This is a genomic window from Bradyrhizobium barranii subsp. barranii, assembly GCF_017565645.3.
Classification (GTDB): domain Bacteria; phylum Pseudomonadota; class Alphaproteobacteria; order Rhizobiales; family Xanthobacteraceae; genus Bradyrhizobium; species Bradyrhizobium barranii.
In genome coordinates, this window is sequence record NZ_CP086136.1 from 535294 (window position 1) to 554627 (window position 19334).

Annotated in this window: 26 protein-coding genes and 2 pseudogenes; 12 read left to right on the forward strand and 16 right to left on the reverse strand. The window is 62.4% G+C overall.

The annotated features are described in order from the left end of the window. Window positions 1–176 precede the first annotated feature (176 nt). Complete coding sequence (locus J4G43_RS02510) at window positions 177–446, forward strand: hypothetical protein (RefSeq protein WP_028149953.1); 270 nt, start codon at window positions 177–179, stop codon at window positions 444–446. On the opposite strand, the gene J4G43_RS02515 is transcribed toward J4G43_RS02510, so the two are convergent. Further along, window positions 443–628, reverse strand: a complete 186-nt coding sequence (locus tag J4G43_RS02515; protein WP_155257831.1) for a hypothetical protein — start codon at window positions 626–628, stop codon at window positions 443–445. The genes J4G43_RS02510 and J4G43_RS02515 overlap by 4 nt on opposite strands. A 293-nt stretch (window positions 629–921) precedes the next feature. Here J4G43_RS02515 and J4G43_RS02520 point away from each other — a divergent pair, with 293 nt between their 5' ends. Together J4G43_RS02520 and J4G43_RS02525 are read left to right on the forward strand one after the other, a co-directional pair. Next, entirely contained in the window at window positions 922–1341 is a 420-nt protein-coding gene (locus tag J4G43_RS02520) for a CopG family transcriptional regulator (protein WP_028149952.1), read from the forward strand. Between the two features lie 4 nt (window positions 1342–1345). After that, a complete protein-coding gene (locus tag J4G43_RS02525; RefSeq protein WP_028149951.1) occupies window positions 1346–2518 on the forward strand; it encodes an extracellular catalytic domain type 1 short-chain-length polyhydroxyalkanoate depolymerase in 1173 nt (390 codons plus the stop codon). An 87-nt stretch (window positions 2519–2605) separates the two neighbouring features. On the opposite strand, the gene J4G43_RS02530 is transcribed toward J4G43_RS02525, so the two are convergent. From J4G43_RS02530 to J4G43_RS02555, 6 genes are all read right to left on the reverse strand, one after another. Next, window positions 2606–2803 carry a hypothetical protein gene (locus J4G43_RS02530; protein WP_026202596.1) on the reverse strand — a complete coding sequence of 66 codons (198 nt, stop codon included), beginning with the start codon at window positions 2801–2803 and terminating at the stop codon, window positions 2606–2608. 158 nt (window positions 2804–2961) lie between these two features. Further along, on the reverse strand, window positions 2962–3882 hold the full coding sequence (ku, locus tag J4G43_RS02535) for a non-homologous end joining protein Ku (protein WP_028149950.1): 921 nt from the start codon (window positions 3880–3882) through the stop codon (window positions 2962–2964). A 432-nt stretch (window positions 3883–4314) separates the two neighbouring features. After that, on the reverse strand, window positions 4315–4515 hold the full coding sequence (locus tag J4G43_RS02540) for a hypothetical protein (RefSeq protein ID WP_208083958.1): 201 nt from the start codon (window positions 4513–4515) through the stop codon (window positions 4315–4317). 283 nt (window positions 4516–4798) lie between these two features. After that, entirely contained in the window at window positions 4799–4966 is a 168-nt protein-coding gene (locus J4G43_RS02545) for a hypothetical protein (protein ID WP_166346668.1), read from the reverse strand. 690 nt (window positions 4967–5656) lie between these two features. Further along, window positions 5657–6043, reverse strand: a complete 387-nt coding sequence (locus tag J4G43_RS02550; protein WP_028149948.1) for a response regulator — start codon at window positions 6041–6043, stop codon at window positions 5657–5659. A 117-nt stretch (window positions 6044–6160) separates the two neighbouring features. Then, complete coding sequence (locus tag J4G43_RS02555; RefSeq protein WP_018643617.1) at window positions 6161–6526, reverse strand: PRC-barrel domain-containing protein; 366 nt, start codon at window positions 6524–6526, stop codon at window positions 6161–6163. 158 nt (window positions 6527–6684) lie between these two features. Here J4G43_RS02555 and J4G43_RS02560 point away from each other — a divergent pair, with 158 nt between their 5' ends. Next, entirely contained in the window at window positions 6685–6876 is a 192-nt protein-coding gene (locus J4G43_RS02560; protein ID WP_018643618.1) for a hypothetical protein, read from the forward strand. Window positions 6877–7123: 247 nt separating this feature from the next. On the opposite strand, the gene J4G43_RS02565 is transcribed toward J4G43_RS02560, so the two are convergent. Then, window positions 7124–7591, reverse strand: a complete 468-nt coding sequence (locus tag J4G43_RS02565; RefSeq protein WP_028153401.1) for a hypothetical protein — start codon at window positions 7589–7591, stop codon at window positions 7124–7126. Window positions 7592–7628: 37 nt separating this feature from the next. Further along, entirely contained in the window at window positions 7629–7856 is a 228-nt protein-coding gene (locus J4G43_RS02570) for a hypothetical protein (RefSeq protein ID WP_028153402.1), read from the reverse strand. A gap of 392 nt (window positions 7857–8248) precedes the next feature. Here J4G43_RS02570 and J4G43_RS02575 point away from each other — a divergent pair, with 392 nt between their 5' ends. After that, window positions 8249–8650: a protein-L-isoaspartate O-methyltransferase family protein gene (locus J4G43_RS02575; RefSeq protein WP_245289333.1), complete on the forward strand. Its 402-nt coding sequence runs from the start codon at window positions 8249–8251 to the stop codon at window positions 8648–8650. 157 nt (window positions 8651–8807) lie between these two features. Here J4G43_RS02575 and J4G43_RS02580 read toward each other — a convergent pair whose 3' ends face one another. Further along, a complete protein-coding gene (locus J4G43_RS02580) occupies window positions 8808–8999 on the reverse strand; it encodes a CsbD family protein (protein WP_028153403.1) in 192 nt (63 codons plus the stop codon). Window positions 9000–9361: 362 nt separating this feature from the next. Here J4G43_RS02580 and J4G43_RS02585 point away from each other — a divergent pair, with 362 nt between their 5' ends. Then, complete coding sequence (locus J4G43_RS02585) at window positions 9362–10258, forward strand: 3'-5' exonuclease (RefSeq protein WP_028153404.1); 897 nt, start codon at window positions 9362–9364, stop codon at window positions 10256–10258. 15 nt (window positions 10259–10273) lie between these two features. Here the strand turns inward: J4G43_RS02585 and J4G43_RS02590 are convergent, their stop codons facing one another. Continuing rightward, window positions 10274–10456: a DUF3606 domain-containing protein gene (locus tag J4G43_RS02590; RefSeq protein WP_208083959.1), complete on the reverse strand. Its 183-nt coding sequence runs from the start codon at window positions 10454–10456 to the stop codon at window positions 10274–10276. Between the two features lie 116 nt (window positions 10457–10572). Here J4G43_RS02590 and ligD point away from each other — a divergent pair, with 116 nt between their 5' ends. The 3 genes and pseudogenes from ligD (at window position 10573) to J4G43_RS02605 (ending at window position 14013) form a co-directional block, all read left to right on the forward strand. Beyond that, window positions 10573–11493 carry a non-homologous end-joining DNA ligase gene (ligD, locus tag J4G43_RS02595; RefSeq protein ID WP_028153406.1) on the forward strand — a complete coding sequence of 307 codons (921 nt, stop codon included), beginning with the start codon at window positions 10573–10575 and terminating at the stop codon, window positions 11491–11493. 301 nt (window positions 11494–11794) lie between these two features. Beyond that, window positions 11795–12790, forward strand: a complete 996-nt coding sequence (locus tag J4G43_RS02600) for a tyrosine-type recombinase/integrase (protein WP_225004579.1) — start codon at window positions 11795–11797, stop codon at window positions 12788–12790. An 11-nt stretch (window positions 12791–12801) separates the two neighbouring features. After that, a pseudogene (locus J4G43_RS02605) lies at window positions 12802–14013 on the forward strand (IS91 family transposase). A gap of 260 nt (window positions 14014–14273) precedes the next feature. On the opposite strand, the gene J4G43_RS02610 reads toward J4G43_RS02605, so the two are convergent. The 4 genes and pseudogenes from J4G43_RS02610 to J4G43_RS02620 all read right to left on the reverse strand — a co-directional run bounded on the left by J4G43_RS02610 (window position 14274) and on the right by J4G43_RS02620 (window position 16263). Then, a complete protein-coding gene (locus J4G43_RS02610; protein WP_028153409.1) occupies window positions 14274–14468 on the reverse strand; it encodes a hypothetical protein in 195 nt (64 codons plus the stop codon). Between the two features lie 11 nt (window positions 14469–14479). Further along, a pseudogene (locus J4G43_RS02615) lies at window positions 14480–15162 on the reverse strand (Crp/Fnr family transcriptional regulator). Between the two features lie 705 nt (window positions 15163–15867). Next, a complete protein-coding gene (locus J4G43_RS55240; protein WP_256461441.1) occupies window positions 15868–16002 on the reverse strand; it encodes a hypothetical protein in 135 nt (44 codons plus the stop codon). Between the two features lie 63 nt (window positions 16003–16065). Beyond that, window positions 16066–16263 (reverse strand): hypothetical protein, encoded by a 198-nt coding sequence (locus J4G43_RS02620; RefSeq protein ID WP_075968876.1) that lies wholly within the window; start codon window positions 16261–16263, stop codon window positions 16066–16068. A gap of 285 nt (window positions 16264–16548) precedes the next feature. On the opposite strand from J4G43_RS02620, the gene J4G43_RS02625 reads away from it, so the two are divergent. Then, window positions 16549–16938 (forward strand): DUF4118 domain-containing protein, encoded by a 390-nt coding sequence (locus J4G43_RS02625; protein WP_063629889.1) that lies wholly within the window; start codon window positions 16549–16551, stop codon window positions 16936–16938. A 719-nt stretch (window positions 16939–17657) separates the two neighbouring features. On the opposite strand, the gene J4G43_RS02630 is transcribed toward J4G43_RS02625, so the two are convergent. Continuing rightward, the gene (locus J4G43_RS02630; RefSeq protein ID WP_155258100.1) at window positions 17658–17876 is read right to left on the reverse strand and encodes a hypothetical protein; all 219 of its coding nucleotides are present in this window, start codon (window positions 17874–17876) and stop codon (window positions 17658–17660) included. A 32-nt stretch (window positions 17877–17908) separates the two neighbouring features. Between J4G43_RS02630 and J4G43_RS02635 the strand changes: the two genes are divergently transcribed. Both J4G43_RS02635 and J4G43_RS02640 read left to right on the forward strand, forming a co-directional pair. Next, window positions 17909–18631, forward strand: coding sequence for an AbiU2 domain-containing protein (locus J4G43_RS02635; RefSeq protein WP_028153411.1), 723 nt, complete (start codon window positions 17909–17911; stop codon window positions 18629–18631). A gap of 242 nt (window positions 18632–18873) precedes the next feature. Then, window positions 18874–19323 carry a hypothetical protein gene (locus tag J4G43_RS02640; RefSeq protein WP_028153412.1) on the forward strand — a complete coding sequence of 150 codons (450 nt, stop codon included), beginning with the start codon at window positions 18874–18876 and terminating at the stop codon, window positions 19321–19323. Window positions 19324–19334 lie beyond the last annotated feature (11 nt).

The window sequence follows — 19334 nt, forward strand, 5'->3', positions numbered from 1 at the left end:
GAGCAGCGCCGCCGCGGATAATGAAAAGATCAAACAGTCAACGCAGGGATCTTTAGACAAGCACTCCGGAACACGTGGACAAGCTCAAGCCCTGCCGATTGCGAATCCCTGACCCGTGCTAACCGCGCGGAACGGGCAGGCGTGCGGAAGGATTCGTCCCGGAAGGAGCGATCTCGATGCTGATGACGAAAGAACGGCGGCCGGCGATCCGTACGCTGCGCCGGTGGGCGATCAACGTGCTGCAGGAAGCTGGCGCCATCCGCGAGTGCGAAGAGCACGGGTGGATGCAGGACCGCGCCGACCCGCACGCTCGCGAGCGGGCCTTCGACATCGCACGTCGGGATTCGCCGGCCGATGTCGCTCCGGAGGAGGCCGTCGCCGAGATCCGCGATGTTCTGGATTCGATCGGCGGCACCTGCCCGGAGTGCCCGCCCGAGGCCGACTAAGCCGTCTTGTCCGTCATGCCGCGCTCGCAGCAAGCCGAGGCACGAAGGCGAATGAGTTCGATCCACGCCAGCGCGGCGTTGATCCATCTCTGCCGTTCAGCTCCATCGGCTTCGGCGGCGAGCTTCATGGCCGCAAACGCCTCGCGCTCGGGATCGTACTCGACGTTCATGGGCTGAAACATAATCGCGGATCGTAAACGATCACGCAGCGAGGCGACCGTAGGAATCCGGGGCCGCCACGACCGCGATCGCGGGCCTAACCCTCCGGAGCGTCTCGCCTCTCCTCCTATAATCTGTCGATGAGCCTCTCCCGAGGCTCTGGATCAGCGCTGCTACTGCAGAAGGCGATGCGGGTAGCCGCTGGCCGCCCCCGGACGGATCGCACTTTTCGCAAACGCGGCAAGGCGGGGCCTTGCGGGCTGACAAATTCCATCCATATACCATCTAATCAGATGGCACTGGGATGGTACTAACGATGGTCAGCAATGTGCACGAAATCCGACCAAAGCCCTCCGACTCGGAAAAAATCACGATCAATCTTGGCTTTGTCGATCTCGGTCAGGTCGATTTGATGGTGCAGGAAGGCTTCTACTCGAACCGCACGGATTTCATCCGGACCGCGATCCGCAACCAGCTCGAACGCCATGCCGACGTGGTCAAGCAGTCCACGGTGCGAAAGAGCCTGGACCTGGGCTTGCGAAACTACAGCCGCGAGGATCTCGAGGCGGCGCGGAGGGCGGGGGAGATGCTGCACATCAATGTTCTGGGTCTCGCCACCATCGCGCAGGACGTCACGCCCGAGCTTGCCCGCGCGACGATTGCATCGGTCTCTGTGCTCGGGGCCCTGCATGCCAGTCCGGCAGTCAAGTCCGCTCTCGCCGACAGAACGAGGTAAGGTCATGTTGAACCAGGACATCATTCGCGAAGCCACACGCCTCACACGCTCGGGCCAACTCGTCGAGGCCACCGCGCTGCTTCAGCGCATGCTTCGGGGCGAGAAAGAGCCGGGCGCTATCGCACCGACGGTCGACCACGCCGCCCTTGCGTCAGGACGAGAGCCGCCAACCATCGACGCCAAGGCGAACGCCGCCGAGACGAGGCGTCCGCGTCGGGCGGCCCAGCCGGCAGTGGATATCGCCAAAAACCTCAGCGGGCTCGGACTGGGAGGAGCCCTGAGGCGTGCGCCGCCTCCCATGGCGGACATCGTGCCGGACGGCGTCAAGTTCGTCGAAGGCGTCTACGCAAACGGCGCGGGAAGCCGCACCTACCGGCTCTTCATCCCGAGCGGCTATCATGGCCAGCCCATTCCGCTGGTGATCATGCTCCACGGCTGCACGCAGTCGCCGGAGGATTTCGCCGCCGGCACGCGAATGAACTTCATCGCCGAAGAACAGACCTGCTTCGTCGCCTATCCCGCGCAGCGGGCCGACGCAAACCAGGCGAAATGCTGGAATTGGTTTCGGCCGGCCGACCAACAGCGCGACGGAGGTGAGCCCTCGCTCATCGCCGGCATCACCCGCCAGATCATGTGCGATTATTCGGTCGATTCGGAACGCGTCTACGTCGCCGGACTGTCCGCCGGGGCCGCGGCCGCGGCCGTCATGGGATCGACGTATGGCGACCTGTACGCGGCGATCGGCATTCATTCCGGACTGGCCTGCGGAGCAGCCAGCGACCTTTCCTCGGCACTGATCGCCATGAAGCAAGGCGGCGGGTCCGATGAAAGGCCGGAAGATGGCCCATCCATTCCGACGATCGTCTTCCACGGCGACCGCGACAACACGGTGCATTCGAAAAACAGCGCGCGAATTGTCCGGCAATCCGTTGGTGGGACAAGCACGACGACGAAGGTGCATCGCGGGCGGGTGCCGGGCGGGCATGCCTACACTCGCACGGTCCATACTGACGTCTCCGGACGCAGCATCCTCGAGCACTGGGAAATCCACGGAGCCGGACACGCATGGTCGGGGGGCAGCCCCGCCGGCTCCTACACCGATCCGGACGGACCGGACGCAACGAGAGAAATGCTGCGCTTCTTCCTCGAGCATTCGCTCCCGCAGGGGCGGAATTGAGGTGGCATCCGCTTTTCATCTCGGTGATGGGAAGCGGATCGTCGCAATCGTCTCCATCGAACGGGAGCCCGCTGGCGCTAACCGCTTTCAGGTCTTTGGCTTCTGTTTCGCTGCAGCCTCTCGAGCGATCCGCTCCGCCTTCAGGCGCTCCCGGTTTGCATGGAATGCCTGTTGGTCGCGCTCATGCTCTGAGACCGGCGCCTCCGCGCGCGTGTCGCGAAACACCTTGCGGGCTTCCCGTTGGGCAACGGTCGGCATCCGTCGGTCCGATATGCGATTGTTCATTGCTCCCTCCTTCGGGCGCAAACGGTCCTTGCGCTATGTTGCGCATTCGGACCGCCAACCTTGGGGTAGGTTTTCCCCCGGATGGGGCTTTTGGGGGCCGGGGGCTTGGATTCGACGTTTCGCGAACCCGTTCGTTCCAATCCTCCTGCTGTAGAAAATCATGCAGACTTCCGCTGCGGTTTGGCCGGCCTTTTCGCCGTAGCTTCCTTCGCCTTCTTGCCCTCGATCGACATCAGCATTTCCTTCTGGCCGGCCGCCGCCTTTCGCGGCTTCTTGGCGGGCTTTGAGGCCTTCGCCGGCGCGGCCTCCTTGCCGACGGATCGGCGCAGCGCCTCCATCAGATCGACGACGTTGGTCGATGCTGGGCGCTCCTTCGGCGTGATCGGCTTGCCGGCGCGCTTCTGGTTGATGAGGTCGATCAGCGCGGTTTCGTAGTGGTCCTCGAACTTGTCCGGATCGAACCGCCCCGCCTTTTGATTCACGATGTGCTTGGCGAGATCCAGCATGTCTTTCGTGACCTTTACGTCCTGGATCTCGTCGAAATATTCCCGCTCGCTGCGCACCTCATAAGGATAGCGCAACAGCGTGCCGACCAAGCCCTTGTCCATCGGCTCGAGAGCGATGATGTGCTCCCGGTTGGTCAGCACCACGCGACCGATGGCGACCTTGTTCATCTCGCGGATGGTCTCGCGGATAACCGCGAAAGCGTCGTGCCCGACCTTGCCGTCGGGTCGGATGTAATACGGGCGGATCAAGTATCGCGGGTCGATGTCTGCCTTGTCGACGAACTCGTCGATCTCGATGGTGCGCGTCGACTCGAGCGCGATCTCTTCGAGCTCCTCCTTGGTGACCTCAATGAACTGATCCTTCTCGAGCTGGTAGCCCTTGACGATATCCTCGTTCGGCACCTCGTCGCCGGTGTCGGCGTCGACCTTCACGTACTTGATGCGGTGGCCGGTCTGACGGTTGAGCTGGTTGAAGGTAATTTTCTCCGACTCGGAAGTGGCCGGATAGAGCGCGACCGGACAGGTCACCAGTGACAGACGCAGGAAGCCTTTCCAGTTGGCGCGAGGGGCCATGAACGCGGTACTCCGGAGGGACGGTGCTGGATTCAAGACGAACGGAGCCTGCCGGTTCCGACAGGCCGGCGGCCCATACCAAGATTCATCCGCAATGCTGGGCGCCGCACCATGGGAGTTGGGGAGGCCCTTGACCCGGACCGCCGAAGGAAATGAAAGAGGCCGCCACTGAGGCGACCTTAACATTCCGAGACCGCCGAACCGCCTCGATTTCGATTCGCAAAGAGGCACTCTTCAAAAGGTTGCGGTGCAACTCATTTGAGGCGTGGTCGTGCTCAGCCCGAAGCGCCAGCCGCTCTAGGCGGGCCTTGCGATTTTCTTCCATCGCCAGTTGGGCGCGAGCGAGCAGGGCATCAGTCATGTCGAGAGAATACGGCAGACTGGGGAAGAGTTGCCTTCACTCAAGTTAGGCTAAACTAGGCAGACTCTAAACTATTCCGGGGCCTGCAATCCCGGGGAATTTAGCCAGTCATTGATGTGAGATCCCGTCTCCGCGATCCTGGCGCGCCTAAGCAGATCGTCCCGTTCCTTCCCGGCTGGAAGCTGGCTGGCCTGCTCTTTGAGTTTGGCAGCCTGCTCAGCCATCCGTTCGTCAAGTGACCGCGTCTGCTTCACTCTTCGGCGCTCGCTCATATCGGCGCTCCTGAGCTGCTAACGACGGACTCCTAAACGGAGAGATGTACAAACAGTTCCGGGAGCGAAACTAGGACGGTGGGGAGGCTAGGACTCCTAGGCATTCCAGGCTCCGCTCCAGCTTCGCAACCGCGATAGGGCGTCGGCTCCGGACCCGCGAGCAGGTTCAATGGACCAAGCCCGGGACCTGCAGTGAAGAGTTTTGAGACGGCGATCGGCCCGCCAGCGATACGGCTGTCGGGGCCGATCTACATTCCACTCCAGTGACACAGGCCAGGGGGAATCATTCCGTGGCGGGCGCGGCTGGATCTCGCGGCGCGAGCAGGCTGAGCGCCGTCTCGATCTGCACCAGCAGCCGCTCGATTTCCTCGCGTTCGTTCGGTCCGGAATGGCTCTCGAGCCGCTCCAGGAGCGCCTGCTTGCGCGCAAGCAGCTTTGCCAAGGTCGACATTGCACCTCACCGTGTCTTGACGTCTACAGACGAACGGGTACGTCGCGGAGCGACTTGCCAGTGCCGGTCCGGCGCGAGCGAACGAACTGGATGCGGATAATCGTCGGCGACCTCCTCGGCTCTTGACCTCTTCGCGCGCCGCCGGTCAAATCAAGCTTTCAGTGATGTTGCGGGGGTGACGTCCGCTGCATGCTCGCGGCCATCGGCCAGGCGCCGCAGCGGGGTCATCGTGAGGCTCCTTCAAGGCGAGTCCCCCGTGGTTGCGAACGGCCTGGACCTGCACAGGTTCCCGCCTCGACGCGCTGCAGGCGAAACCGTCTGCGACGGACAGATCCCGTTTGTGAACCAACGATCGCTCTTACCGTTGTGCCGCATCCGGACGCCCTCGACTGCGCGTGCACTGAACGGCAACCATGAACACCTACTCGCACCAGCATCTCGATTCAGCCGGCGCTTGGGACCGGACCTACCTCGAGTCGCTAATCCGCGAGGATTGCGAGCAATGCCATCCCGGCGAGACGCTGGAGGATCTCAAGCGGCGTGGGTCGTTTTCCAGAGAGGACAGAGGCCTGCTGCGGGACTGGATGGCCGGCTCGCGCCGCAGCGGCAATGCGCGGCTAAAGGAGAGCGCGGGCAAGCGACGATCGGCCGCCACCGATCGGATGAATGGAAACTCACGACGATCCCGGTTCAAGCCGGTGAGGCCCCGCTCCCGAGTAGCTGCGAGACGGCGGCAGCCAATTGCGCCGGCGCAAAGGGCTTTTGGATCAGGACGCTGCCGTCGACGCCCTGCGATTGCCAGTCAGGCGCGCTGGCGCTCGTCATGTAGACCACAGGAAAGCCAGGCGTGATTTCCCTGATCTGCCGCGCCAGCTCCCAGCCGCTTATGCCGTCACCCAGGTTGACGTCCGTCAGCAGGACTCGACATCCCTCGCGGCCATCGCAAAAGGTGCACATGGCCTCTTCCCCCGAATGGACCGAGCAGGCCTCGAAACCGCCGTCGGACAAGGCGTCCTCGACGAAGCTTGCGATGAGAGCTTCATCCTCCACGACCAGAACACGAACGGCATCACTCACTTTCAAATCTCCTCGGCGACCGAGCCGGGTCGTCTCGCGTGCGGCAGTGCGCTGGTCCGTAGTCCGGCGGAAGAGCAACCTCCGCCGTCAGCCAGCCAAGCACCGTAATGCGCCGTGTCAAGCCACCGGCACACCATAATATGCGTTCACCGAGCGCGTCGTCGCCGGGTCGCTCCAATTCCAACTGCTCTCGTCGGCGTATTTGGGGGCGCCGCGGAGCTGGTCCTGGGAAATGCCGGTGACTACATAGCCGCCGAGGTTGGTGTCGTATTTCAGCGTCTGCCATGGCAGCGGATAGTGATCGTCGCCGATGCCGAGCAGGCCGCCGAAGCTGAGCACCGCGTACGACACCTTGCCGCTGATCTTGTCGATCATGACGCGCTCGATGTAGCCGACCTTTTCGCCCTTCGCGTCGTACGCGTTCGTGCCCTCGACCTTGTCGCTGCCGATCAGGCTGAACGTCTCGCGATCTTCCATGGTCATGTTGACCTCCTGGGTGTTGTCTTCGGGAATCAACGGGGCCACGATGCCTCTGTTCCTGGCACAATCCGGGGCGAAAAGTTGATTTCCCAGGGATGAAGCGGCCGGATCGGATGACGCGCCGCAATGTGCCGGACGAAGTCGGCGAGCGGAGTTAGAGCATGGAGCTGACCGATCTGGAGCGGGATTTTCTGAGGAAGCTCCTCGGCGAATCCTGGGTCAGCCCGCCGACGTTCGACCATGAAATCGTGGCGCGGCTCGTGGAGCTTGGTCTCGTGGAAACCGAACCGCTTCCATCCGGAGATATCGAGTATCGCATCACCGAGGCCGGACGGGCGGCGGCTACCGCGTGAACCACAGATCGGCGAGCCGCGGGCAGATCGGAGGAACGATAGCCTTGCCGCCCTATTGAACTGCAGGGACCGTCGCCCGCCGTTGAACTACGGCGCCTGTCGCGGATAGCCAAAGGTCTCACGACCCGCTATTCAGAACTAGCGCTCGCGAGGATAGCCAAAGGCGGCGGCCTCTCGGACTTCCGTGTTCTCGAAGCCACGGGCATAGGCACCCGCGCAGCCCGCGCGAGGTCCACCCGCACCCTCCTTATCTGCCCCTCAGCGAGAGGCTGATCCGCGTTACGATGTCGTCCCAGTCGCGCTCTTCGTTCGCCGGGTAGTTGATCAGGACGCAGTGAATCAATCCACTTGAGAAGTTGCACCGGTCGTACCAGACCTTGTCGCCCTTATAACTGGACACCGCGAAAAACCGAGGCGTCGTTCGCTTGTACTGAATGCGCGCGGGCGGATGCTTCTTTGCGAGAAATGCAGCTGGTGAATCGTTCGAGACGTTGGGCGTGGCCTGTATCGTAAGGTCGGCTCGGCCGTCAGCAGTCCGAAATCGCTGTCCGTAGCCGTCCGGCCGGCCCGCCTCTTCGGTAAAGATCGAGGCCGGAAAATCGACCGAGGTACCTGTCTGCGGGATGGAGTAGGTGGTCCATCTCGCCGGTTGAGCCGAGACCATGGAGGTCGTGACGGCAAGTCCAAGAACGAGCGCCGACACCGTCGATTTCATCGCGTCTCTCCAACACTATGGAGGCCCGATCCGGAAATCACTTCTGGCCCGACGGCGCCTGGGCATTCGAATTGTTCGGGTTCTGCTTGTTAGCCTCATGATGGCCGATCGCGCAGCCGGCCGCCGCGCCGAGCTTGCCATGACCGGCCATGTGGCCGGCGACGCCGCCGACGATGGCGCCCTTGATGCAGCCCTTGGCGTCCGCGCCGGAGGCCGATGCCAGCGCCATTGCGGCCATGCATGCCGCGTTGAAGATCCATTTCATGAGCGTTCTCCGGGCTCGGTTTCCGCGAAATCAATTCGATCCGGAGGCGGTCGTTCCCGTTGCGGGCACGTTCCTGACGGCAGCTCCGCGATTCACTCATCGGCAGCGAACTCGGTCTCGTCGGCGAGAGCGACCCAGCCGTCTCGTCGAGGAGCAAGTCGCGGGCTTCCGAGTTTTCCATCTGTTGGAGCGAAATCGTCCATGCCTGGAGAGGTCATGCGCGCGGTCAGGGAGAGCAAACGGTCCAAGAGGTCCCGCTTCCTCCGCGACGCGATGGTCGACGTGCAGATTGCCAGCCGCGGCATTCGCAGCAGGCGGGTCCTGTTTGCGATGCGGCAGTCCCCCGCGAAATTTTCCTTGATCGGCGGTTCGCGGAAGCCGCGTACGAAGACATTGCCGTACCGATTCCGAAAGCGCAGACCATCTCTCAGCCCTACATCGTCGCCAAGATGCTCGAGGCTGCCGCGATCGCCAAATCGGACCGGGTTCTGGAGATCGGCGCGGGTTCGGGTTACCTGGCGGCGCTCGCCGCCAAGCTCGGGCGGGAGGTTTGCGCGCTCGAGCGCCATGAGGCATTGGTGCAGCGCGCCCGGTCGCGCCTTCGGCATCTCGGCTGCCGCAACGTAGATGTGCGTCATGGCGACGGGACCGCAGGATGGCCGGAAGGCGGCGAGTTCGACGTGATCCTGGTGTCGGCCGCCCGCGCGCAGACGCCCGCGGTCCTGAAGGCTCAACTAGCTCCGTCGGGACGACTGCTCATCCCGCTCGGCGATCCGACGGTGTGCAGTGGCTGACGAAGCTGACACGCGAGCCGGACGGTAGGTTCGTCGAGGAAAGGATAGAGGAGGTCCGCTTCGTTCCTCTGATCTCCGGCTGAAAGCCCGCGCCATCTCAAATGGCGCGAAAAAGGCCGCCCGGAGGCGGCCAGTTTTTGATCTTCGCTTCTTCTGCTTACTTCTTGAGGGCGTCAGCGGCGTCCCGCGCCGCATCCTTCACGTCCCCCGCAGCGTTGTGGGCGGATCCCTTGGCCTTGTCGATCTTGCCTTCGGCTTCCATGCCCTTGTCGCCAGTGAGCTTGCCGGCACCTTCTTTGATGGCGCCTTTTGCCTTGTCGGCGGCGCCCTTCACATGTTCGCGGTCCATGATCGTGTCCTTTGCTGTCCGGAAGATCAGCACAACGATAGTGTTGCGCAGGGGTTCCTCGCAGAACAAAGCACGGTGTTTTCAACGAACACTCTGAACGTGGCCCTTGGCCGAGCGAGCTGGGGCGTTCGCAATGTCGGCTATTGGCGGCAGGACCGGACGCGCGGCCATGCATGTCCCAATCGCCGCCCGCGCTGATGATCAGCCGCCGCTGCAACGACGAATGCAGACCGGATGCCCGCTATCGAATTCACAACGGCCGAAAAGCCCGTGAATCGCTTGTTTTTCGAGTACCTCATTGCCGGCGCTGCGGATATTCTGCGGTGAGCCAGCCGACCTTCTGGTAGCCTTTCCGAGTAGAGATGTTACAGGACACGACCGATCTGGTTGCCATGGCCGAGGCATTGAGCCGGTCGGCCGACTACCGGGTGCTGCGACGCCTCGTCGCCCGACCGACGTACGTCCCGACCGCGGGGCAGGAGGTCAGGAGCGGCATTCTGCTCGACACCGAGACCACCGGTCTCGATCACGCCAAGGACGAGATCATCGAGCTTGGGATGGTCAAATTCGACTACGCTGCGGACGGACGGATCGTCGGTGTCCGCGACACCTTCTCCGCATTCAACGAGCCGAGCGCGCCGATCTCCGCGGAGGTAACGGCACTCACGGGCATCACCGATGAGATGGTGGCCGGCCGCAGATTCGACGACGCGGCCATCACGGCCTTCGCCGGGGACGCGGTCATCGTCATCGCGCACAACAGCGGCTTCGACAGGAAGTTCGCCGAACGCTACTGGCCCCTGTTCGTGCACAAGGCCTGGGGCTGCAGCATGAGCGAGATCGACTGGCGCAAGCACGGCTTCGCCGGCGCCCAACTCGGCTACCTGCTGAACGGTGCCGGCTTCTTCCATCAGGCGCATCGGGCCGTCGACGACTGTCACGCCCTGTTGGAGGTGCTCGCTTTCGAACTGCCAACGACCGGCACGCCCGCGCTTGCGCTCCTGCTGGAGACCGCCCGCAAAGCGACACTGCGGGTCTGGGCCGAGCAGACCGCTTTCGAACTCAAGGACTCGCTGAAGCGGCGCGGCTATCGCTGGAACGACGGCAGCGACGGGAGACCTAAGAGCTGGTTCATCGATGTCGACGAGACCGCCCTCGACGACGAGATCGCGTTCCTGCGGACCGAGATCTACATGCAGGATGTCGAGCCAACCGTGCAGAGGCTGACCGCATTCACGCGCTTCTCCGGCCGCATCTAAGGCGGCCCTGCTGACTTACCGGGCGAGACGCTTCTCGACGCGCTTGCGGCTGTTGCCGACCTTCTTGACAGCCTTCTTCACGGCCGATGCCGAGCGGCCGGTCTTCTTGGCTTCGCACCGGACTTCGTAGTCCTGTCCCTTCGCGACGCGGGCGCGGTCCTGCTTCCGTCCACGCGCGGTCTTCTTCGCTGCGGCCATCGGCTCCTCCTTTTGAGAACGTTGATGGTGATGCAACGCCCCAAGGATTCGCGGGTTCCGGAAACGAATCCTGCCGTCTCGGCTTGAGTCCGCGAGTTGTTGCGTTGGAGTTCGTTGTGGCGTTTCAGCGGCGTAAACCGGCGGCGATCGGCGTGAAGGCACCGTTCCCCGGCTTCGTAGAACCGGCCTTGGCATCATCGATCGAGAAGGTGCCGTCCGGAGCGCGATGGATTCATGAAATCAAGTTCGATGGCTACCGCGTACAGGTCCATCTGGCGAACGAAGCCGTGAAGGTTTTCACGCGCCGCGGTCACGACTGGACCAACCGTTTCAAGAAGGTCGCCGATGACGCCTGGCACATCAAGGCCGGGTCGGCGATCGTGGACGGCGAAGTCGTGGCTCCCGCAGCGGACGGCACCACCGACTTCTCAGTCCTTCAGAACGAACTGAAAGGCAGGTCGACCAGCATCGTACTGGTCGCCTTCGACCTCCTGTACCTGAACGGCCGCGACCTCCGGAAGGTGCCGCTTTACCAACGCAAGACCGAACTCAAGAAGATCGTCGACGGCACCGAGATCCAGTTCAGCGAAAGCTTCGAGCTTGAAGGCCGCGAGATGTTCGAGCACGCCTGCAAGGTCGGACTCGAGGGCGTGGTCTCCAAGGTCCGCGACAGCGTGTACGCCAGCGGCCGGGGCAGCAACTGGGTCAAGAAGACCTGCGCGCAGCGAGAAACGCTTACGATCGCCGGCTTCGCGCTCGACGAGGGCAAGTGGGATGGCATCTACCTCGGTCGGCGCAAGGGTAACGACCTGATCTACGCCGGCAAGGTGGACCACGGCTTCGACAAGGCTTCGGCTGCAGACCTGCGCAAGAGGCTGGAGCCGTTGATCCGGAAGACCCAGGCGTTCAAGAAGCGCATCTCGCACAAGGGCATCTGGGTCGAGCCGAACCTGTCAGCCGAGATCGAATATCGCGCGAAGTCAGCGGAAGGAAAAGTCAGGCACCCGTTCTTCAAGGGTCTGCGGGAAGACCTGTGATGGCGCCACCTCGAACCAAAATCGGCGTTTCCGGATTGACACCCTGGCCGAGGAGACCGGGATGTCGAACTTCGTAACTCTGCTTGTCGAGGACAACCCGCCGCAGCGGGAGATAATGTCCGACCTGCTGCGGGACGAAGGCTTCGAAGTCGTCGAGTGCGCGACGTCCGCTTGTCCTCCAACAGCGGCGCGAAAGCGGACGTTGTCGGACTTCCGAGAAGGGCCAAAGCACAAAGTCGCTGCGCTCCAGCCCGCTGCGCGGGAGCAAGAGCCGAGAGGCCGGTAGCCAGTTGAGACGATAGTGGTAGCACTGGAGAGCCCCGTCCTGAGAATCGAGGTGTTGCAACCCTCACTCAGGAAGGAGCTCTCCATGAGCGATACCAACACAGTCAGTCCGCTGCGTCAGCGTATGATCGAAGACATGGCTGGGCGCAAGCTCAACCCGCACACTCAGCGTGGCCACATTTACAGTTGCAAGCGGTTCGCCGCCTGGCTCAAACGCTCGCCCGATACGGCGACGGCCGACGAGGTGCGCCGATTTCAGCTGCACCTGATCGAGAGCGGGATGAGCATCTGCAACCGCAATCGGATCATGACCGGGGTGCGGTTCTTGTTCCGCGTCACGCTACGTCGTCACGATCTGGCGGCCGAGGTCTGGCACATCAAGGAGCCCGAGAGGCTGCCGCCGGTGCTGAGCCCCGAGGAGGTCAAGCGTGTCCTGACCATGGCGACGAGCCTGAAGGCGCGGGCGATGCTGACCCTAGCCTATGGTTGCGGATTGCGCGCCGGCGAGGTGGTGCGGCTGCGGGCGGGCGACATCGACAGCGAGCAAAAGATCATCCGCATTGTGCAGTCGAAGGGCCGCAAGGACCGGCACGTGATGCTGCCGCCAGAGGTCCTGAAGCTGTTGCGGCAATGGTGGAAGGCGGGGCCGAGCGCGTCCAACAACGGCGTCGCGCCCGAACAGCGCTGGCTGTTTCCCGGTCGCAGTCAACGTCAGCCACTGACCACGCGTCAGTTCAGCCGGTTGTTCAAGGAGGCCGCCAAAGCCGCGGGGCTGCGCAAGACGGTCTCGCTGCATTCGCTTCGCCACAGCTTCGCGACCCACCTGCTCGAGCGCGGCAGGGACATTCGCGTGATCCAGGCGTTGCTCGGACATTCCAAGCTTGAGACGACAGCCCGCTACAGTCGCGTGGCGATCGGACTGATTGCCAAGATCGAGAGCCCGCTCGAGGGCCTAAGCGCGCCGCGCCGCCGCCGGCGACAGCGAGACAGTGAGGAGCCGCCAGCGCCGTAGCGCCGCCGGCCGTGGCTCGGCCAGTTCTGGAGGTCGCGGACATCCTCCGCGATCACGGCTCTGCTTGACGTGACGCCAATCAGGGGCATGTGAGCCTCGGGCAATTGAAGGTGATGAATGCGATCGAGCGCTGTCGCACGGCGGCGCTCGGCGGCCATGTCGCACGCTGCGAGAGCGCGGCGTGCGGCCATACCGAGGTCGCCTACAACTCCTGCGGCAACCGGCATTGTCCGAAGTGCCAGGGTGCGGCGTCGCGCCGATGGCTGGCCGACCGCGAAGCGGAGCTGTTGCCGGTGCCGTATTTTCACGTCGTCTACACGCTGCCCAGCGAGTTGCGTGACATCGCCTACCAGAACAAGCGCGTGATCTATAATCTGCTGATGAAAGCAGCGGCCGAGACGACGCTCGCCATCGCAAGCGATCCCAAGCGCCTCGGCGCGCGCATCGGTATCACGGCCGTGCTGCACACCTGGGGCTCGGCGCTCACCCATCATCCGCACGTGCATATGATCGTGCCGGGTGGAGGGCTCTCGCTCGATAACACGCGATGGATCGCCGCGCGCTCCAATTTCCTCGTCCATGTCAACGTGCTGGCGCGCCTGTTCCAGGGCAAAATGCTGGCGATGCTCGTGCATGCGCACGACGCCGGCGAGCTAAAGTTCTTCAATACCCATGCCGGACTCACCGACAAGACAACGTTCAAGCGCTTCATCGCTCCGCTGCGGCGCAGCAAGTGGGTGGTCTATTGCAAGGCCCCGTTCGCGGGGCCCGCGCAGGTGCTGCGTTATCTGTCCCGTTACACCCATCGTGTCGCCATCTCCAACCGCCGCCTCGTTGCAGCCGACGACGAAGCGATTGCGTTCCGCTGGAAGGACTATCGCCTCAACGGCGCCAACCGCTGGAAGACGATGCGGCTTCACCCGCACGAGTTCATCAGGCGGTTCCTGCTGCACGTGCTGCCCAAGGGCTTCCACCGCATCCGCCACTACGGGCTCTTTGCCAACGCCAACCGCGCCCAGAGCATCGCGACAGCCCGCGCACTCCTCAACGTCGCCCCGCCGGCCGCCGACCCGCAAGAGCAGCCGGATATCGCGACGGACACGCCACGTGTGCTGCCGTGCCCATGCCCGCGCTGTGGCGCCCGCATGATCGTGATCGAGGTGTTCGCCCGCGGCTGCCAGCCGAGCTGGCGGCCGACACTGATCAGGATCGACACGTCATGACCAAGACCTCCTGTGAGCGTTGCTGTTGTCCTGGTCCGATGCGCTGGCTAAATGCTGGCGGCGATCTCGCTCAACCCAGCGGCATCCATCAGTGCGCACATCGCGCATTGGTGCGCTCCGAACGCCCGCCCAAAAGCCTAATGCACTCTCCTGAACTGCCCTACGTCCGGACACGCAGGTCCAATCCTGTCGCCGTCACGTCTATCATCGAGCCCGACGCCGGCATTAAATCCCCATAGCGCTCGCTGCTTAGCCGGTGCTCAACTTCCCGCGACTTCGTGCCTTGGCGCTTTTTGGACGCCGGTCAGTTCGGCGTGCGGAGCCTCTTTGTCGCCGGCGTCCAAAAACCTGCACAAAAGCGGATGGTCGGCAGGCAGTGCTGCAACGTCTGCAAAGGGCCCAAGAGCAGAAATCGCCGACGCAAGCCGCTCTGAGAACATCTTCTCATCGAGCATGTCGGGCTAGGCTATAGATCGTCATCCCGCTCTATTTCGGGCTTTTCGTGCAAAACGGCATCCAGCAGCGAATTGTGAACTTCTATCTTCCCATTATAGCTGATGAGTCCAAGTTTGCGGAATTTGTTCATGAAGAAGCTCACCCGGGATCGCGTCGTTCCGATCATCTCTGCCAATGTTCCTGGCTGATATCGATCAAAATAGGCTGAGTTGTGCCTTCCGTTCCGAAATGCGCGAGCAGAAGAAGAAGACGTGCAAGTCGCTTCTCGCTTGAATTAAAAAGCTGGTCGATCAAATCCTCTTCGATGCGGCTGTTTCGCGTCAGGAGATAGGCCATGAACAGCTCGGAAAATTTCGGCTCGGACTGAACGGTGTGGATCATCGCTTCTTTGCTTATTGAAGTGATCATGCATTCCTCCACCGCGGTTGCGGTCGCGATCCGCAGTGGATGACCATTGAGGCACCCCTCGCCGAAGAACTGGCCCGGTTCCAAAATCCCGACGACCGCTTCCTTTCCTTGCTCGGACACGACGGTGAGCTTGACGCGGCCTTTCTGAATGTAAAAAACCGCATCTGCCACGTCTCCTTGCGTGAAGACGTGCTGACTTCTCTCAAATTTCAGGATTGCCTTGCCTGCCCCTACCTTTGCGAGAAAGACTTGGGGATCGAACGCCTTCTTGGTCGATTTCCCCACAGGAGTCTCCTTTACTCCGATGAGCGCGTACTCATCGTTATAGCGGTTGAGCGCCGACATGTCACTTACGTCTTCGCTGCCTAGGGGGTGCCGAAAATCACGCCCCGATCTGCGGGCTCGATCACAACGCCGCGTTTGCTCGTCGAAATGGCACGAAGTCTTACGTCGGCGCTCGCAATTCACCCCGGAGCCATCCTGCAAGTTCGCCGGACTTCATCGGATCGAAAAGCTCGACCACGCGCTGATGAACGTGATCGCAAGCGGGGCACTTGAATGTTCGGATGTCAAAGCCGGAGGCACCGGGGGTAATCCGTGCCAGCATTGTAATTGCTCTCTTGCACTCTGGACATCGTGGCTCGTGAAACGTGATCATGATGCTTCGCCTTCATCAGGCGGGAGCGCTACAGAACTCTCAGTCACCGGTAGTTGCCGATAAGTGAACGGTGATAAGGCCACCCTGCAACTGTCGCCAGTTCCGCGCTGTTCTGTTTTGCTCAGGCAAGAAATTCACTCACGACGTGTGACAAGGGGCCCAAAGATGGACAGAAGCCATCGTTCAAGCGCCGGGAACGTCCGGTGAGGGTCAAAATGGAAACAACTCGACCTGAGTTACTGAGCGGACCTCAACGAAACGCTCCGCGACTTCGCTGATGGGCCAAGACGGCATGCGGTTCGTCTTTAAGTGAAAGAGGCCGCCAGGCGGCCTTAATTCATTTTGCGACGCAGCTTCTGGATGATCTCGCGGAGGTCGCTCATGTACTCGGAAATCACCCGCTGCGCTTCCTCCACGCGGGAGGGCGTAAGTTGCTTTACGTCGCTCTGCTGTTCGGACTTAGTCATGTTTCTAACGCTCCCAGAGTGGCTGCCGGGAGACGCAACGCAGGAGGCTGGCTTTTTCAACGTTCACCTCGGCGGCTGCAATCCGGGCGAATTTAGCCATTCGCTGATGTGAGCGCCGGTCTCGGCTTGCCGGGCTTTGCGGATCGCGCGTTCCCGCTCGATACCAGGTGGAAGCGATTTGGCTTCCTGACGGAGGCGTTGGGCTTGTTCGGCAAGGCGCTCTTCAAGGGACGTGGTTTGCTTGAAACGGCGTCGCTGCATGGCGCTGCTCCTTTCTAGAGGAGGCGGGAGCGCTAGTGGCGTTCTCATCACCGATGAAAGCCAAGGGCCGTGCGGTGATCGTGGAAGTCTGGCATGTCCGGTAACCGACATCTGGTCAATATTGACCACCAAAAGGATGGCCTCAGCCGACTGCCGCGGCTGAGGCCGCTCTCACGGGACGAAATGGCCTCCCTCGGGGTTTGCACTGAGAGTTCTGCTCATACCGTCGTGGCCGCCTCGGCCGCCGCGCCGGTGCAACCTTCTGGTAGGACGGCGAGCGCGCCGATGAGGAGTTCGGTCACTCTTCCGGAACGATGGCCTCGGATCGAGCCCTGGTCGTGGCGCAGCTTCGCGGCCAGCCTACTGCTCGTCCTCGCCTCGGTCGCGGCCCAGATGATCCTGGTCGATTTGGGTCTCGAACTGGCTTTCGCCGCGTTCTTCCCTGCGGTCTTGGTCTCGGGATTCCTGGGAGGCAAGCCGGCGGGCACGTTCGCGGCCGTCGTGACGTTTCCCTTGGTGTGGTGGACTTTTCTTCCGCCGGCCTTCGAGTTCAGTCCGCTCGGCACCGCAGCCTGCGAGGACATCAAGCTTTTCTTCCTCGGGAGCGTTCTGCTCGTCTATTTCGCTGACCTTTGCCGGGACCTCGACCCCTTGGACACCACACCGCATTCCTAAGCCGACGGTGCCCGCGAATCCTATGGACGCATTCGGCGCTGCGCCGTCGTCGGCGGCCTTCGGCCGGCTTAGCGGCCGCCGCGGCCCTGGGCGTCGGCATCGCTAGGCCCAGCCCTCCGGCCAGCCTTCGACGGAACGTCTCGACCGGGATGCGTCCTGCGACGCCTCGAAATCGCTCGAGATTGACGGCCGAATCAGCCGGTGCGGTGGTACACAGCGGTGGTCACAATTCGCGACCGGGCTTTTTGGGAATCCTTGTTTTCCGCGGGTTTTGGCGCATTCGCAGCATCGGGGGAGAGAGTCCCACTCTCTCCGCCACTGTTTCTCAGTGACGAAAGTCCTTCAAAATCAGGTATTTCTCGATCCGGCGGTTTCGGACGGTGTAGCACTGCGGTGTAGCACTGCGGTGTAGCACTGCGGTGTAGCACTGCGGTGTAGCACTGCGGTGTAGCACTGCGGTGTAGCACTGTCGAGGACACCGCGAGCACGCAATTTGCCATGATTGATGCGCCGGCGCGAGTCCAATCCCGGTCCGGAGCGGGATGCCAACGCCGATCCGGATAAGACCCCTTGGCCGCGCGCAGAGGGTCTAGAAAATCCGAATTTGGTCCGCCCATGTCGTCGTGGTCGTCGACCGAACGAGCGCTTCCGGCATCCTGCCAGCCCGGGGTTTGGACGGGTTCATGCTCGTGCATCGTGCCGGTCGGTTAGCCGCGCTGTCAGCCGCAGGAGATCCCGACACGTAGCTTGCGGCGAAGCAAAGGGAATACAGAGTCTTGCGCGTCATCGGGATAGGCGGCCATCGCTCCGATCCGCCGAGCAGGCATCCACCGCCGATCGTTGCGATTGCGAGATCGTAGTGGTTTCCGAAGTGCTTTCGGCGTGAGCATGCGTTTGGTATTGGTTACGCCGTCGCGGAGATTGGCGATTTTCTTCATCTGCATTTCGATTGTTCCGCCGAGGAGACTGAATGGCCACGATATCGTCTCCGCTCGAGCATGAGCTCGAAATGTTCCGCACGGAGGAGGAGGCCGCGCAGCAGTACTTCTTCGGCTATCTGTCGCTGCAAATCGTACCGGGTAGGAACCCGGACGTCCTTGCGAGGATGAATGAAACCGCGATGTTTTGGATCACTACGCGCTATGCGTTGTTGATGTCGGCATTCGTCGTGCTCGGGCGCATCTTCGATCAGGATCCGAAGTCGCTGCACAATGTCGACAAATTGCTCGGGGTGGTGACGCGCGACATATCCTTACTGAGTGCAGCCGCCTTGGAGCAACGCAGGATCGCGCTAGGCATGACACCGGAGGACGCCGCTGCTTACGCCCGCGGCAAGTACGACCTGACGATGGAGGACGTGCGCGGCATGCGAAAGGCAGTGGGTCATTGGCGGAAGGTTTATGAGGCTAGGTACCGCGAGATCCGGCACAAGATCTTCGCTCACAAGAGCATTGATCGGGCGGCGGCCGACGCTCTGATGGCCAACACCAACGTGCGCGAAGTGACGGAACTGCTCGGCTTCCTACATGCGCTCCATCAATCGCTTTCTCAGTTGCACATGAACGGAATCAAGCCGGATATTACGCCGGTCAGGTTCAACTTGACACCGACGCCTGGAGGCGGAAAGCCGGGCGAGCTCATCTTCCGCGAGAGCGGCGATGTCCTGTACGGAATGATTGATCCGAGTTTGTAGTAAGTCGCCGGGCCTCATTGGTTCTGCGGACCGATCGACCATGCGCGAGTGACTCGAAGACCGAACGGAAAGCGGTCTGGCATCGATTGTGCAGATGGTCGACGCAACCCGCCTGTACGGTCCGGACGCGATCTGGCGGGACGTCGGCCAACGCCTTCTGGACAACACGTGCTCCCAGCGGACCGGGCGCCACGAAGAGGACGGCTGCTGGCCGTTGTACGACGTCTAGGCGACGTACGGCCATGGCCCCCAAGCACCATCCGACCCCGCTTTCCGGAGGCGACCGCAAAGCGCTTGCCAAGGAACTCGGCCGCGCGCGTGCCATGACGGGCATCCTCGCCGCCCAAGCCGCCGAGGCCCGGGCCAAGGGAGAGGCGCTGATCCGGACGGCCGACAAGCTGCTCGCGGAAAGCTGGAACGAGCGCATGTGGGCTGATGGCGAGCCGATCGATCCGTCGCCGACCGTCGACCAGGCAATCAACGGCGGCTATAGCTGGCTGCAGATCGAATGCTCGCGCTGCAAGGCCGCTCGCGACGTCGATCTGGCATCGCTTGCTCACCCATCGACGACCTTCGTGCACGACCTGGCCAGCCGGCTTCGTTGCAGCAAATGCGCCAAAGCCGGCAAGCGCCCGGCTGCCAACCTGCTGCAGCTCGCCCAGCGCGCCCGGCATCCGGATCCGGAGACCTAAGCTTGTGCTGG

Coding starts and splice junctions, on each gene's coding strand:
- J4G43_RS02515 (WP_155257831.1), bottom strand. CDS start 628: ATGTTTCAGCCCATGAACGTCGAGTACGATCCCGAGCGCGAGGCGTTT.
- J4G43_RS02530 (WP_026202596.1), bottom strand. CDS start 2,803: ATGAACAATCGCATATCGGACCGACGGATGCCGACCGTTGCCCAACGG.
- J4G43_RS55240 (WP_256461441.1), bottom strand. CDS start 16,002: ATGACTAAGTCCGAACAGCAGAGCGACGTAAAGCAACTTACGCCCTCC.
- J4G43_RS02560 (WP_018643618.1), top strand. CDS start 6,685: ATGGAGCTGACCGATCTGGAGCGGGATTTTCTGAGGAAGCTCCTCGGC.
- J4G43_RS02520 (WP_028149952.1), top strand. CDS start 922: ATGGTCAGCAATGTGCACGAAATCCGACCAAAGCCCTCCGACTCGGAA.
- J4G43_RS02510 (WP_028149953.1), top strand. CDS start 177: ATGCTGATGACGAAAGAACGGCGGCCGGCGATCCGTACGCTGCGCCGG.
- J4G43_RS02630 (WP_155258100.1), bottom strand. CDS start 17,876: ATGAAGAAAATCGCCAATCTCCGCGACGGCGTAACCAATACCAAACGC.
- J4G43_RS02635 (WP_028153411.1), top strand. CDS start 17,909: ATGGCCACGATATCGTCTCCGCTCGAGCATGAGCTCGAAATGTTCCGC.
- J4G43_RS02555 (WP_018643617.1), bottom strand. CDS start 6,526: ATGACCATGGAAGATCGCGAGACGTTCAGCCTGATCGGCAGCGACAAG.
- J4G43_RS02565 (WP_028153401.1), bottom strand. CDS start 7,591: ATGAAATCGACGGTGTCGGCGCTCGTTCTTGGACTTGCCGTCACGACC.
- J4G43_RS02570 (WP_028153402.1), bottom strand. CDS start 7,856: ATGAAATGGATCTTCAACGCGGCATGCATGGCCGCAATGGCGCTGGCA.
- J4G43_RS02525 (WP_028149951.1), top strand. CDS start 1,346: ATGTTGAACCAGGACATCATTCGCGAAGCCACACGCCTCACACGCTCG.
- J4G43_RS02540 (WP_208083958.1), bottom strand. CDS start 4,515: ATGAGCGAGCGCCGAAGAGTGAAGCAGACGCGGTCACTTGACGAACGG.
- J4G43_RS02625 (WP_063629889.1), top strand. CDS start 16,549: ATGAGGAGTTCGGTCACTCTTCCGGAACGATGGCCTCGGATCGAGCCC.
- J4G43_RS02580 (WP_028153403.1), bottom strand. CDS start 8,999: ATGGACCGCGAACATGTGAAGGGCGCCGCCGACAAGGCAAAAGGCGCC.
- J4G43_RS02545 (WP_166346668.1), bottom strand. CDS start 4,966: ATGTCGACCTTGGCAAAGCTGCTTGCGCGCAAGCAGGCGCTCCTGGAG.
- J4G43_RS02610 (WP_028153409.1), bottom strand. CDS start 14,468: ATGCTCGATGAGAAGATGTTCTCAGAGCGGCTTGCGTCGGCGATTTCT.
- J4G43_RS02585 (WP_028153404.1), top strand. CDS start 9,362: ATGTTACAGGACACGACCGATCTGGTTGCCATGGCCGAGGCATTGAGC.
- J4G43_RS02640 (WP_028153412.1), top strand. CDS start 18,874: ATGGCCCCCAAGCACCATCCGACCCCGCTTTCCGGAGGCGACCGCAAA.
- ku (WP_028149950.1), bottom strand. CDS start 3,882: ATGGCCCCTCGCGCCAACTGGAAAGGCTTCCTGCGTCTGTCACTGGTG.
- J4G43_RS02590 (WP_208083959.1), bottom strand. CDS start 10,456: ATGGCCGCAGCGAAGAAGACCGCGCGTGGACGGAAGCAGGACCGCGCC.
- J4G43_RS02620 (WP_075968876.1), bottom strand. CDS start 16,263: ATGCAGCGACGCCGTTTCAAGCAAACCACGTCCCTTGAAGAGCGCCTT.